Annotated in this window: 10 protein-coding genes; 3 read left to right on the top strand and 7 right to left on the bottom strand. The window is 62.5% G+C overall.

The window, feature by feature from the left end:
* Nucleotides 1-7 precede the first annotated feature (7 nt).
* On the bottom strand, nt 8-379 hold the full coding sequence (locus LB551_RS27710) for a response regulator (RefSeq protein ID WP_140501538.1): 372 nt from the start codon (nt 377-379) through the stop codon (nt 8-10).
* Nucleotides 380-615: 236 nt separating this feature from the next.
* On the opposite strand from LB551_RS27710, the gene LB551_RS27705 reads away from it, so the two are divergent.
* Complete coding sequence (locus tag LB551_RS27705; protein ID WP_224624744.1) at nt 616-915, top strand: DUF3572 domain-containing protein; 300 nt, start codon at nt 616-618, stop codon at nt 913-915.
* A gap of 148 nt (nt 916-1,063) precedes the next feature.
* Here LB551_RS27705 and LB551_RS27700 read toward each other — a convergent pair whose 3' ends face one another.
* Entirely contained in the window at nt 1,064-2,581 is a 1,518-nt protein-coding gene (locus LB551_RS27700; RefSeq protein ID WP_411910473.1) for a hypothetical protein, read from the bottom strand.
* An 85-nt stretch (nt 2,582-2,666) separates the two neighbouring features.
* Nucleotides 2,667-3,254 carry a GNAT family N-acetyltransferase gene (locus LB551_RS27695; protein WP_224624745.1) on the bottom strand — a complete coding sequence of 196 codons (588 nt, stop codon included), beginning with the start codon at nt 3,252-3,254 and terminating at the stop codon, nt 2,667-2,669.
* A 65-nt stretch (nt 3,255-3,319) separates the two neighbouring features.
* Here LB551_RS27695 and LB551_RS27690 point away from each other — a divergent pair, with 65 nt between their 5' ends.
* Nucleotides 3,320-4,648, top strand: coding sequence for a DNA polymerase IV (locus tag LB551_RS27690; RefSeq protein WP_224624746.1), 1,329 nt, complete (start codon nt 3,320-3,322; stop codon nt 4,646-4,648).
* A 65-nt stretch (nt 4,649-4,713) separates the two neighbouring features.
* Here the strand turns inward: LB551_RS27690 and LB551_RS27685 are convergent, their stop codons facing one another.
* A complete protein-coding gene (locus LB551_RS27685; RefSeq protein ID WP_224624747.1) occupies nt 4,714-5,220 on the bottom strand; it encodes a hypothetical protein in 507 nt (168 codons plus the stop codon).
* A 179-nt stretch (nt 5,221-5,399) separates the two neighbouring features.
* Here LB551_RS27685 and LB551_RS27680 point away from each other — a divergent pair, with 179 nt between their 5' ends.
* On the top strand, nt 5,400-6,281 hold the full coding sequence (locus tag LB551_RS27680) for a DMT family transporter (RefSeq protein ID WP_140562437.1): 882 nt from the start codon (nt 5,400-5,402) through the stop codon (nt 6,279-6,281).
* A gap of 29 nt (nt 6,282-6,310) precedes the next feature.
* On the opposite strand, the gene LB551_RS27675 is transcribed toward LB551_RS27680, so the two are convergent.
* The 3 genes from LB551_RS27675 to LB551_RS27665 all read right to left on the bottom strand — a co-directional run bounded on the left by LB551_RS27675 (nt 6,311) and on the right by LB551_RS27665 (nt 12,835).
* The gene (locus LB551_RS27675) at nt 6,311-7,114 is read right to left on the bottom strand and encodes an ion channel (RefSeq protein ID WP_224624748.1); all 804 of its coding nucleotides are present in this window, start codon (nt 7,112-7,114) and stop codon (nt 6,311-6,313) included.
* Between the two features lie 67 nt (nt 7,115-7,181).
* Nucleotides 7,182-10,709, bottom strand: coding sequence for a DNA polymerase III subunit alpha (gene dnaE / locus LB551_RS27670; RefSeq protein ID WP_224624749.1), 3,528 nt, complete (start codon nt 10,707-10,709; stop codon nt 7,182-7,184).
* A 113-nt stretch (nt 10,710-10,822) separates the two neighbouring features.
* Nucleotides 10,823-12,835, bottom strand: a complete 2,013-nt coding sequence (locus LB551_RS27665) for an acetyl/propionyl/methylcrotonyl-CoA carboxylase subunit alpha (protein WP_224624750.1) — start codon at nt 12,833-12,835, stop codon at nt 10,823-10,825.
* Between the last annotated feature and the right edge of the window lie 279 nt (nt 12,836-13,114).

Raw genomic sequence — 13,114 nt, 5'->3', positions numbered from 1 at the left:
AGGCGCATCAGGAATCACCTAGGTAGGACTTGATGGTTTCGATGAAGCGCGGCACCGAGATCGGCTTGGAGATGTAAGCTTCGCAGCCGCCCTGGCGAATGCGCTCCTCGTCGCCCTTCATCGCGAAGGCGGTGACGGCGATGACCGGGATGACGTGCAGGTCGTCATCTTCCTTCAGCCATTTCGTCACCTCCAGCCCCGACACTTCAGGCAACTGGATATCCATCAAAATGAGATCCGGCCGGTGCTGACGCGCCAGATCGAGCGCTTCCAGACCGTTGCGGGTGCGAACTGTCTCGTAACCGCTTGCTTCGATGAGGTCCCGAAAGAGCTTCATGTTGAGCTCATTGTCCTCGACGATCATGACCTTCTTAGGCATCGATATCCCGTCCCGGCCGCTGTTCCGATCGAAGGCAGCCGTTATGCGCCCTTCCGGAACGCACCAAACCCTGGTCGACTCTACGGCAATATGATTGACGAAACGGAAACCTGCGGCGAGAAAAGCTGCTCCGCTTCCACCTCGGGCCCCGCACTGAAGAGGTAGTGACTTGCCGCAAGCGACGCTTGCCATTACTGCGGAAGAGACTCACATTCCGCATACCCTGAAAGGTAATGATGGCAAACGCAGCGTCAATGCGCGAAGAGGCCGAAACCATTGCCGTGAAGGCTCTGGCCTTCGTCGCCTCGGATCCCGAACTGCTGCCTCGCTTCCTGGCGATCACCGGCATCGAGGCGCATTCGATCCGCAAAGCCGCCGGCGAGCCGGGATTTCTGGCCGGTGTGCTGCAGTTCATTCTCGCCCACGAACCCACATTGCTGCGTTTTTCCGAGGAAACCGGCACGCCACCGGCTTCCGTCGGCAAGGCATTGCGCGCGCTGCCGCTGGGCGACGACAATCACGAGCATTCGATATGAGCGACAATCTCAAGACGGTGCCGCCGATCGCCAGGCCGCTCGAAGTTTGACGCTTGTCGCCCGAACGGATGAACGACATGATAAAACGAAGGCTTGAACGCGACGCCTCACTTCATCCGAACGCGACGCGCTTTGGTGAGCCGAGTGGTTACGGTGTCGGATCCGCCTGGTCCATGTCGTCGCCGCTGTCGCCGTCGTCGATGCTGTCGTCTTCAACAGGATCGGCCGGCTTCAGCATAACGCCATTGACAATGACCGAACCGTCCGGCTTGGCGTTGATGGCCCATTCCATGCGGCCGTCCGTCAAGGTCTTGCCGAACCCTTTCACCATCAGGGCCACAGGCACGTACTGCGCCACCTCCGGTTCCGATTTCGCCGCCTCCTGCAGGCTCTCGACGATCTTGTCGAAGCCGGCCACGTCCACCGTCACATTGGCTTCCGGCTTCTCGCCAGGAAACGTCATTTCGCCTTCCAAGGCGATTTCGGTATCCTTGTTCTTGATGGTGCTATGGCCAATGACGACCTTCGGCGTCTTGGCCATGAAGTCGGCTTTGAGCTGCTCCCCGAATTCGGCCGAAAGAGGCGGATTCTTATTGAGATCAAAGGCCTCGATTGCCTTCTTCGCCATGCTGTCGAGATCGATATTGGCGCCGCCGAAGTTCAGGTCGATATCGGTCGGCAGCAGCGCCATGCTCCAGCTCGGCAGAAGCTGCTGCGGCACGGTCAACCCAGACGCCTTGATCCCGTAGCCGAGCGTACCGCTCTGGGCGACGCCTTCCATTCCGAAGGCGGTGCTGAGCTGCGCCGCGCCGAACGTGCCGACCGGGCTCTCGACCGCGAAATCCTTGAACCCGTATGTCCCGTCGATGCGCTCCCACACGGGAAGTGCGGCGAGCAGAAGCGATTTGAGCTGCGCCTGGTTGGCTTTCAGCGTGGCTTCGTTCTCATTGGCGACGGCAAATGCCAGGAGATCAAGCAGCGGCTTGGTCTGCACGCCCTTGCCTTTGGCCTCCACAGACAGTTCTGGTGATTTGACGGTGACCGGGAATTTCAGTCCGCTTTCAGGATCGTCGAACTTGATCGCCTCGACAAAGTTCGACACTTTTTGCGACATCGTGAAATCGACGCCGCCATTGGTAGCCTTGGTGGCGGCCATGGTCGCGGTGCCGGCGTCGGCGCTGATTTCCATGTGCTGCTTGGCATCTTGCGAGGCCATCGTCATGCCCGCCATCGAACTGGTGCCGCTGGTAAAGGCCGCCAGATTGGGGTCGTAGACACCGGAACCCTTGCCGTCCTTGATCGAAAATTGCGTGCTTTGCAGCCCCTGCGGCCCGTTGAACGCGAAGGACGCGCTTTGCGAAAGATCCATCGAGACATCCCAGGTCCCGTCGCTGCGCGGCTTGACCAGCAGGGCGTAGGGCGCAAAGTCGAATTTCAACAGCTTCTGGTCGGGCAAGGTGCTGGCGAGCGCCTTGAAATCGAACACGATCTTGTAGGCGCCGCCTTCGACCGAAACCTTCAGAATGCCCTTGTCGAGTGCCTGTTTGCCGACATAGCGGGACAGGTCCTCGGATAGTTGCTTGGCACCCTGGCTGTCGACGCTCTGGCCGAAAGCGGGCGCGCTGAGCAGAAGCGCGGTGAAGGCGATTGGCAACATCCGGTTCACGTAGAATTCTCCGTTTGGTCGAAAAGGCAAAATCGTATCCTGCCTCTGGTAGGGAAAGACCGTCGCAACTGCAAGACGGCGAAGTTCAGGCGCTCGGCTCCAGCACCAGCCGCATCAACGGCCGGCCCGCCTTGCGTTCCAGGAGCCGCTCAAACCCGGCCTTCTCGAACACGCGCGACGAGCCCACGAACAGCCCGATGGAGCGTGAATCCTTCGACAGGTCTATCGGGCAGGCTTCGACCATTCGCGCGCCGTTCCTGCGGGCGAAATCGATGCCGCCTTCGACCAGGCGATGGCTGATGCCCCGGCCCCGCGCCTTGGCGCGGATGAAGAAACAGGAAATCGCCCAGACGCCTGGATCCGATGCATCCGCGGGATCGACCGGAGCCGAGCCCCGGCCCCGGTTGTTCCATTCGGGCACGTCGGCGCGCGGCCCGATCTGCATCCAGCCGATTGCCTTGCCGTCCTCGAACGCCAGCATGCCCGGTGGCGGGCCTGCTTCGATGCGCGCCCGGATGTGGTCCTTGTTGCGTTCGCGGCTGCTTTCGCGACGGACCGCCGGCGCCAGCCGGAAATGCGTGCACCAGCAGCCGTAGCAGGCGCCCTGCTTGCCGAAGAGATCTTCGAATTCAGGCCAGAGCTCAGGCGTCAGCGGCACTATGGTCGTGCTCATGCGTTCTCCCCAGGCCAAGCTTGTCCCTGGCCTTGCACTGTCGTACCATTGCATTTGTTCTCTTTATGTTCGCAGCGATGGCGGCTCCTGTCAATAATCCTGATCACGGTTTCTGCCGCGACTGCCTGGCCTTTCAGCGCAGCGATGCCAGGCGCTGCGAGCGATGCGGCAGCCCCAGGCTTGCCCGTCATCCCGAACTGTACCGGCTGCATCTGGCCCATATCGACTGCGACGCTTTCTATGCGGCGATCGAAAAACGCGACAACCCGGCACTGAAGGACAAGCCGCTGATCATCGGCGGCGGCAAGCGCGGCGTCGTCTCCACCGCCTGCTACATCGCCCGGATAAGGGGCGTACGTTCCGCCATGCCCATGTTCAAGGCGCTCGAGGCTTGCCCCGAAGCGGTGGTTGTCCCGCCCAACATGGAAAAATACGTGGCCGTCGGGCGCGAGGTGCGCGCCATGATGCAGGCGCTGACGCCGCTGGTCGAGCCGCTCTCGATCGACGAGGCGTTTCTCGACCTTGCCGGAACCGAACGGCTGCACGGCCTGCCGCCGGCGGTGGTGCTGGCCCGTTTCGCGCTGGCCGTCGAGAAGGAGATCGGCATCACCGTTTCGTCAGGTCTGTCCTACTGCAAGTTCCTTGCCAAGGTGGCGTCGGATTTCCGCAAACCGCGCGGCTTCTCGGTCATCGGCGAAGCGGAAGCCGTGGGCTTCCTGGCCACGCAGCCGGTGAACATGATCTGGGGTGTCGGCAAGGCATTCAGCGCCACGCTCGAACAGGATGGCATCCGCACCATCGGCCAGCTCCAGAAGATGGACCGCGGCGACCTCATGCGCCGCTATGGCGTGATGGGCGACCGGCTCTATCGGCTCTCGCGCGGCGAGGATGTCCGCCGCGTCGATCCCGACCAGGACGCCAAGAGCGTATCAGCCGAAACCACTTTCGATACCGATATCGCTTCGCTGGACGAGCTGGTCTCGGTGCTGCGAGGCCTTTCGGAAAAGGTCTCGGCGCGGCTGAAAAAGTCAGGCATCGCCGGGCGCACGGTGGTGCTCAAGCTGAAGACGCAGGATTTCAAGATCCGCACTCGCAACCGCCAGCTCGGCGACCCGACCCGGCTTGCCGACCGCATCTTTTCGACTGGCGTCGAGCTGCTGCGCAAGGAAACCGACGGCACCAAATACCGGCTGCTCGGCATCGGCGTCAGCGATCTTTCCGCCGATGACAAGGCCGATCCGCCCGATCTGGTCGATGTCCAGTCGCGCAAGCGGGCCATGGCGGAAGGCGCCATCGACGCGCTGCGCGACAAGTTCGGCCGCAAGGCGGTGGAAACCGGCTATACGTTCGGCAAGGGCCGGGACACCCACCCGCCAGAGCCGCTGGAAGACTAAGCTTAAACGGGCTGCTGAAGAAGGCCGCAGTGTGGCAAAGCGCGTCACAACGCTACCGCCGCCCGCTAAGTTCGGGTTAGGTCTATCCTGCTCGTCACCATGCTCTTGCCGGTTTTCGGATCAGTGTCGATGACCGTCAGCCGCATGCCGTTCTCGCCTCGTTTCTCGACTTTCATCTGCGCCTTTCGGTCACCATTGACCTCCTTGGCCCAACGGATGCCGAGATTGATCGCGTTGCCCGAACGGGTGCCGTTCAATTGCGCAGGCCCGGTACGAGACCCGATATAAGTGCCGCTATATTTCGCTCCGGCAGTCCTCAGGTCCGCGCTGATGGCGCGCGTCACCACGATAAGCCCTCGGCAATTGCCATCGAGCGACAATGAGGTCGATGTCGCGTTTGACCTGAACGTGCAGGACACATTCACCGTCGGCGCGTCGGTGGTCACCTTGACGATGCCCTTGCCGGTGAAATTGCCCTTGAACGACTGGAGAAATCTGGACTCGTCGGCATGTGCCGCGCCTGCCGTGACCAACAGAGAGCCAGCAAGCGCAAATTGCGCAAATGATCTCATCGAAGTTCTCCTATCGACTTTGAAAGGCACCTGCAAAGCACTTCCGATATTCGGAACTCAACGCTACCTACCGTGCCAGGTTCCGCCTTCAACATGACTGTTTTGCAACATCCGGCTGGCCCAGAAGAATGCGGCTGCTAGTGGTTGCGGCAAAAGCCACGGCCTGCGACATAGCGGAAATGGCACCCACACCTTCCATCCCCAAGGCAGCGTTCTGGATGGCGCTATCGATCGCCTCGTTCCTGGCGATGTCGGTCGCGGGCCGCGCCACCACGGCCGAGCTCAACGTTTTCCAGGTGCTGGAGCTGCGCTCGGTGATCGGCTTTTTCATCCTGCTGCCGCTGGTCATGCAAAATGGCGGCTTTGCCGCCATGCGCACTGGGCGCCCCCTCGCCCATGTCACGCGCAACGTGGTTCACTATACCGGCCAGGCGGCGTGGCTCTACGCTCTGACGCTGATCCCTTTGGCGGTACTGATCTCGATCGAATTCACGACGCCGATCTGGACGGCGATCCTTGCGGTCACCTTTCTCGGCGAAAGGCTCACCCGGCCGAAGCTCGGGGCCGTGGCGCTCGGGCTGATCGGTGTTGTGATCATCGTGCGCCCAGGCGTCGGCTCGGTCGATCCGGGACATCTGGTCGTGCTGGGCGCGGCTATGTGCTTCGGCATCTCGCTGGTCCTGGTCAAGTCGCTGACGCGGACCGACAGCGTTGTGCGAATCATCTTCTGGATGTTGATCATCCAGTCGGTGCTCGGCCTGATCCCGGCGCTCTACGAATGGCGTAACCCATCGCTCGAGCTGTGGCCGTGGATTCTGCTGATCGCCTTCACCGGCATGTCCTCGCATTTCTGCATGGCGTGGGCGCTGAGCTACGCCGATGCCACCGTCATTTCGCCGATGGATTTCCTGCGCGTGCCGCTGTCGGCATTGATCGGCTGGCTGCTCTACCAGGAGCAGATCGATGCCTTCACCGCAGGCGGGGCATTGCTGATCCTGATGGGCAATATGCTCAACCTGCAGCGCAGGCAGCCAAAGCCGGCGCAAGCGGCGGCATCGTAGCCCGCCCAAAAGTCCCCTCAAGCCATCCCTCAGTCACTACTGTCGGGTATGTTGAGGACATGCCCGCATGCCTTGCAGTGAACGGCGTCCGGCTCATGCCGTTGCAGGCCGCATTGCGGACAGGGAAAGAACACCTTTGCCGGTCGAAAGATCGCCTGCGCCAGCCTGACGAACAGCGATATGCCGATGATCATGGTCACGATCGCCGTCAGTTTCCCCGCCATTCCCGGCAGCACGATGTCGCCGAACCCGGTCGTGGTCACCGTCGCGACGGTGAAGTAAAGCGCGTCGATGTAGCTTTCCAGCCCCGCTCCGCTGCGGAAGAAGAAAGTGTAGACGAAACCGGTGATGACGAAGAGAAAGGTCAAAAGATTGATGACCGCGTGGCTCGCCTCGCGCCAGGGCCTCAGACCACGCATCTCGAAATGCCGCCAGATCGAACCGCTGCGCGACAGCGACCACAGCCGCAGGATGCGCAGAAAGCCGAGATTGGCGAGCGCTGTCGGCATCAGCAGCGTCAAAAGGATGAAAATATCCACCCAGGACGTCGGCTGTTTCATCAGTCGCAGCATGTCGTTCGAGGCAAGCAGCCTGGCTACCAGGTCGGCCGCCACAAGCGCCGCCACCGCATAGTCGAGCCACAGGAACGAGGCCGTTTCCTGGACGAGGGGCGTGGCGATGAAGAAGCCGATGATGGCGAGGTCGATAATGACCGCCACCAGTTGGAAGCGGAACGCCGCCGGCGTGCGGCCGTGGTAGAGCTTGCGCAACGTGTCGCGCAGCCGCGCCATTGTGGAACGGTCCGGCGATCCGCCGCTGTCTTTCGTTTTCATGGCAATTGCGGTGACTTGAGCGGCGGATGCCGCCCGGCGGATTGCCACCAGTCCCCGGAAGTGGCGATCACACCAGCTCCACTTCGACCACGCCTGGCACGGCGCGCATCGCCGAGGCGATTTGCGGCGAGACGCGGTACCCCCCCTGCAGGGCAATCTCCACCTCGCCCTGCGCTTCTTCCTTGATGACGATGATGCTCACCTGACTTTCACCACGCTGGGTAAGCTGTGACTGAATGATCGAGGCTGGCGCATCGTTTCTGACGAAGATGCGCAGCGCCTTCTGGATGCGGCTGGCCTCGTCCTCGAGCGACTGCACGGTCTGGATGCGCAGGTTGACGCCCTCCGGCCTGTCCTCCGCCGCCACGGTGATGACCACGGAGCGGCCCGGCTCCAGCATGTCGCGATACTGCGCCAATCCTTCGGAAAACAGCACCGCCTCATACTGGCCGGACGTGTCCGAGAACTGCACCACGCCCATCTTGTTGCCGGTCCGCGTCTTGCGCTCTTGCTTGGTGGTCACGGTGCCGGCGAGGCGCCCTGCTGTGGCACCGCGCTTGACCGCGGCCGAAAACTCCGCCCAGTTCTGCACCCGCATCTTCTGCAGCGCCGCCTTGTACTCGTCCAGCGGATGGGCGGAGAGATAGAAACCAACCACCTGGAATTCGCGGTGCAGGCGGTCGGCGGCGAGCCACGGTTCGGTCACCGGCAGGTTGAGCGCCTGCGACTGCGCCCCCAGGGATGCGCCGAAGATGTCGGCCTGGCCTGAGACGGCGTTCTGCTGCGCCAGCGACGCCAGCCCCATCATCCGCTCGACGCCAGCCATCATCGCGGCGCGGTCATGGCCGAAACAGTCCAGCGCACCGGCCATGATCAGGCTTTCGAAGACGCGCTTGCCGACAATTTTCGGGTCGACCCTTTCGCAGAAATCGGCCAGGCTCTTGAACGGCTTTTCGCCGCGCATGGCGACGATATGCTCGACCGCCGCGTCGCCGACGCCCTTGAGCGCGGCCATCGAATAGTAGATGCGGTTCTCCCCGACCTCGAAGGGACGAAAGCTTGATATCACCGACGGCGCCACCACCTCGATGCCGAGGCGCAGCGCATCCTGGCGGAAATCGGCGAGCTTGTCGGTGTTTCCCATGTCGAGCGTCATCGACGCCGCCAGGAATTCGACCGGATAATGCGCCTTGAGATAGGCGGTCTGGTAGGAGACGACGGCGTAGGCGGCCGCGTGCGATTTGTTGAAACCGTAGTCGGCGAACTTTGCCAGCAGGTCGAAGATGAAGTCGGCCTGCGGCTTGGCGACGCCGCGTTCGACCGCGCCCGAGACGAAGCGCTCACGCTGCTTGTCCATCTCGGCGCGGATCTTCTTGCCCATGGCGCGGCGCAGAAGGTCGGCTTCGCCGAGCGAATAGCCAGACAGCTCCTGCGCGATCTGCATGACCTGTTCCTGGTAGACGATGACGCCTTGCGTTTCCTTCACCAGATGGTCGATCTTGGGATGGATCGAGGCCATCTCCTCCTCGCCATGCTTCCTGGCGTTGTAGGTCGGGATGTTCTCCATCGGCCCCGGCCGGTAGAGCGCGACCAGCGCGATGATGTCCTCGATGCAGTCGGGCCGCATGCCGATCAGCGCCTTGCGCATGCCGGCACTTTCCACCTGAAACACGCCGACCACTTCGCCGCGCGACAGCATGGCATAGGTTTCGGGATCGTCGAGCGGGATCGTCGCCAGGTCGATGTCGATGCCGCGGCGGCGAATCAGCTTCACCGCCGTCTCCAGCACGGTCAGCGTCTTCAGGCCGAGAAAGTCGAACTTCACCAGCCCGGCCTGTTCGACATATTTCATGTTGAACTGGGTGACCGGCATGTCCGAACGAGGATCGCGGTACATCGGCACCAGTTCCGACAGCGGCCGGTCCCCGATGACGATGCCGGCGGCGTGCGTCGACGCGTGGCGATAAAGGCCTTCCAGCTTCTGTGCCATGTCGAGCAGCGTCTGGACGATCGGCTCCTTTTCGGCCTCCTCGGCAAAACGCGGCTCGTTGGCGATGGCGTCCGCCAGTTTCACCGGATTGGCCGGGTTCTGCGGCACCATCTTGGACAGCTTGTCGACCTGGCCGTAAGGCATCTGCAGCACGCGGCCGACATCGCGCAGCACCGCGCGGGCTTGCAGCGTTCCAAAGGTGATGATCTGGCCGACCTGGTCACGTCCATATTTCTGCTGGACATAGCGGATCACCTCTTCGCGGCGGTCCTGGCAGAAGTCGATGTCGAAATCGGGCATCGACACGCGGTCCGGATTGAGGAAGCGCTCGAACAGCAGCGAGAAACGCAGCGGATCGATGTCGGTGATGGTGGTGGAATAGGCGACCAGCGATCCCGCACCCGAGCCGCGCCCCGGCCCGACTGGAATGCCTTGCGACTTGGCCCATTTGATGAAGTCGGCAACGATCAGGAAGTAGCCCGGGAATTTCATCTTCTCGATGATGCCGAGCTCGAACTCGAGCCTCTCGCGGTATTGCTCGACCGTATAGCCTGGCGTCGGTCCGTGCGCGGCAAGCCGGGCCTCCAGCCCTTCGCGCGCCTGGCGGGCGAGTTCGGCGGCCTCGGCCTTCTCGGCTGCGTCCTTGTCGGACGCGTCGCCGCCAGTGAAGCGCGGCAGGATCGGGCTGCGGGTTTTCGGATAATAGGAGCAGCGCAACGCGATCTCGACCGTGTTGTCGATCGCTTCAGGCAGGTCGGCGAACAACGCCGCCATCTCAGCCTGGCTACGCAGGAAATTGTCCGGCGAAAGCCGGCGGCGATTGTCCACGGCGACGACCGAGCCCTCCGCTATGGCGATCAGCGCATCATGCGCCTCATAATCGTCGCGCGACGAGAAGAACGCCTCGTTGGTGGCGACGAGCGGCAATTCGTGGGCATAGGCGAGATCGATCGTGGAATGTTCGATCAGCCGGTCGTAGCCGGAAACGCGTTCCAGTTCGACATAGAGCCGGTCGCCGAACAGGGCTTTCAGGGTCGACAGCCGGGTCTCCGCGAGATCGCGTCGATCCTCCTTCAGAGCCGCGCCGATAGGACCGCGGGGACCGCCGCTGAGGCAGATCAGCCCGTCGGCGTGGCCCTCCAGCATCTCGCTGGTCAGATGCACCGCCTCGCCGGGTGGCGTTTCCAGATAGACGCGGCTCACCAGCCTGACCAGATTGGAATAGCCGGCTTCGGTCGCCGCGATAAGCACGACTGGCCGCATCTCGGGCCCTTGCCGGCGGCGGTCGCGCTGGCCGTCGACGTTCTCGCCGGAAAAGGCGAGCGCGATCTGGCAGCCGATGATCGGCTGGATGCCGTCCTTCACCGCCTTCTGGGCAAATTCGAGCGCGCCGAACAGATTGTTGGTGTCGGTGACCGCGATAGCCGGACACTCGTCCTTGACCGCATGGCCGACGATCTTGCCGAGTTGGAGCGCGCCTTCCAGCAGCGAATAGGCCGAGTGGACGCGAAGATGCACGAAAGGACGCGCCGGCGCTTCGGGCGCCGCCGCCTTCACGGCCGCTTCGCGCAGCAAGGGGTCGCGTGGAAGTCTGTCATCCGCCATGGTTTTTCGCGTTTCCCGAAGGACTTGAGTCGATCAAGATGTATTGTCCGGCACCGGGCGATGCCAGTCCAGCACAAACGACCATCGGCCACAGGCTTCCGCCCGCGCCCGCTTCAGGCAAATTCCATGATCACCGCATCGACGGCCAGGCTGTCGCCCGGCTTGACGTTGAGTTTCGCCACCACGAGATCGCGCTCGGCGCGCAGCACGTTCTCCATCTTCATCGCCTCGACGACGGCCAGAGTCTCGCCGGCCTTGACCTCCTGGCCTTCGGCGACGGAGATCGACACGACGAGGCCGGGCATGGGACATAGCAGTAGGTTGGACGTGTCGGGCGCCAGCTTTTCCGGCATCAGCTTTTCCAGCGCGGCAATGCGCGGCAGCATGGCGCGCGCCGTCACGGAAAGCCCTTTCCAGGCGATGCGAAGGCCGTTTGGCGCCGGGCGCAGTTGCGCCACCATTTCGCGGCCACCGACGCTGCCGCGCCAGACCAGTTCGCCCGGCCGCCAGGCCGACGAAACCGTCAGCGGCTTGCCGCCCTCGATGGACAAGTCGACCTCCATCGGAATGGAGATCATGCCCTCCAGGATGGACGCGGACAGATAGTCCTTGCCGATCTTCACCACCCAGTCTCGCTTGAGTGCTCCCGAATGCGGCGCCAAGCGCCCGCCCAGCCGGTCGAGCCGGTCGCGGCGCAGCAATTCGACCAAGGTGGCGACCGCCGCCAACACGGCCTTGTCGTCTTGATCGGGCAGGATCGGCCCAAAGCCGTCGGGATATTCCTCCGCGATGAATCCGGTCGAAATCCGCCCTTCCCGCCAGCGCGGATGCTGCATGAGCGCCGCCAGGAACGGGATGTTGTGCTCGATGCCGTCGACGACAAAACTGTCCAGCGCTTCGGACATCGCGTCGATTGCCTCCAGCCGGGTCGGCGCCCAGGTGCACAGCTTGGCGATCATCGGATCGTAGAACATCGAAATCTCCGATCCTTCGGTGACGCCGGTGTCGTTGCGGATGACGACGTCGCCGACTTGCCCTTCCTGTGGCGGGCGATAGCGCGTCAGCCGGCCAATCGACGGCAGGAAGTTGCGATAGGGATCCTCGGCATAGAGCCGGCTCTCCACCGCCCAGCCATTCAGTTTCACGTCGCTTTGCTTCAAGGCGAGCTTCTCGCCGGCGGCCACACGGATCATCTGCTCGACCAGATCGATACCGGTGACAAGCTCCGTCACCGGATGCTCGACCTGCAATCGTGTATTCATTTCAAGGAAATAGAAGTTTTTCTCAGCGTCGACTATGAATTCCACCGTGCCGGCGCTCTGGTAGTCGACAGCCCTGGCCAGCGCTATCGACTGCTCGCCCATGGCCTTGCGTGTCCTGGCATCGAGAAAAGGGGATGGCGCCTCCTCGGCTACCTTCTGGTTGCGGCGCTGGATCGAGCATTCGCGCTCGCCGAGATAGAGCGCGTTGCCATGCGCGTCGGCCAGCACTTGGATCTCTATATGGCGTGGATCGACGATGAACTTCTCGATGAACACGCGGTCATCCCCGAACGAGCTCTTGGCCTCCGAGCGCGCCCGGTCGAAGCCGTCGCGCACTTCCGATCGGTTCCAGGCGATGCGCATGCCCTTGCCGCCGCCGCCGGCCGAGGCCTTGATCATCACTGGATAGCCGATCTCTCCGGCGATCTTCTGAGCATGGTCGGCGTTCTCGATGACGCCGAGCCAGCCGGGAACTGTCGAAACATTGGCGGCGTTGGCGAATTTCTTCGATTCGATCTTGTCGCCCATGGCCTTGATGGCCCTCGGCTTCGGCCCGATGAAGACGATGCCTTCCTTCTCCAGCGCCTCGCAGAAGGATGCGCGCTCGGACAGGAAGCCATAGCCGGGATGCACGGCCTGAGCGCCGGTCGCCTTGCACGCCGCGATGATTTTCTCAGGCACGAGATAGCTCTGCGCGGCTGGCGACGGTCCGATATGCACCGCCTCGTCGGCCATCTCGACATGCACGGCATCGCGATCGGCGTCGGAATAGACAGCGACCGTGGCGATGCCCATCCTGCGCGCGGTCTTGATGACGCGGCAGGCGATCTCGCCACGGTTGGCGATCAGGATTTTGGTGAACATGCGGGCAATTCCCCTCCGGCGGACGGTCCAGTTCTATGGATTATGTCACTATGTCTCAAGTACCGTGTGTTTAGCGCAAAAGTCCGCGCTCAAGGGGTGTGCTATCTGCGTCAAGAAAGCCGATATTTCGTCTCATCTAACAGTTGATGGGCCGGCCAAAACCTGAAAGCCTGAGCGCAAAATTGCGTTGGAGGATTGCCAGATGAAAACCCGCGCCGCCGTGGCCGTTGCTGCCGGAAAGCCGCTTGAGATCATGGAGGTCGACCTTGACGGTCCGCG

It is taken from the genome of Mesorhizobium sp. BR1-1-2 (genome assembly GCF_020165435.1).
Lineage (GTDB): Bacteria > Pseudomonadota > Alphaproteobacteria > Rhizobiales > Rhizobiaceae > Mesorhizobium.
Note: the sequence above shows the minus strand (reverse complement) of the source record. Positions and strands in the feature narration are given on the sequence as shown.

Bases quoted from the DNA above. Each gene is read 5' to 3' on its own strand.
- LB551_RS27710 (WP_140501538.1), bottom strand. From the start codon at position 379: ATGCCTAAGAAGGTCATGATCGTCGAGGACAATGAGCTCAACATGAAG.
- LB551_RS27705 (WP_224624744.1), top strand. From the start codon at position 616: ATGGCAAACGCAGCGTCAATGCGCGAAGAGGCCGAAACCATTGCCGTG.
- LB551_RS27695 (WP_224624745.1), bottom strand. From the start codon at position 3,254: ATGAGCACGACCATAGTGCCGCTGACGCCTGAGCTCTGGCCTGAATTC.
- LB551_RS27690 (WP_224624746.1), top strand. From the start codon at position 3,320: ATGTTCGCAGCGATGGCGGCTCCTGTCAATAATCCTGATCACGGTTTC.
- LB551_RS27685 (WP_224624747.1), bottom strand. From the start codon at position 5,220: ATGAGATCATTTGCGCAATTTGCGCTTGCTGGCTCTCTGTTGGTCACG.
- LB551_RS27680 (WP_140562437.1), top strand. From the start codon at position 5,400: ATGGCACCCACACCTTCCATCCCCAAGGCAGCGTTCTGGATGGCGCTA.
- LB551_RS27675 (WP_224624748.1), bottom strand. From the start codon at position 7,114: ATGAAAACGAAAGACAGCGGCGGATCGCCGGACCGTTCCACAATGGCG.
- dnaE (WP_224624749.1), bottom strand. From the start codon at position 10,709: ATGGCGGATGACAGACTTCCACGCGACCCCTTGCTGCGCGAAGCGGCC.
- LB551_RS27665 (WP_224624750.1), bottom strand. From the start codon at position 12,835: ATGTTCACCAAAATCCTGATCGCCAACCGTGGCGAGATCGCCTGCCGC.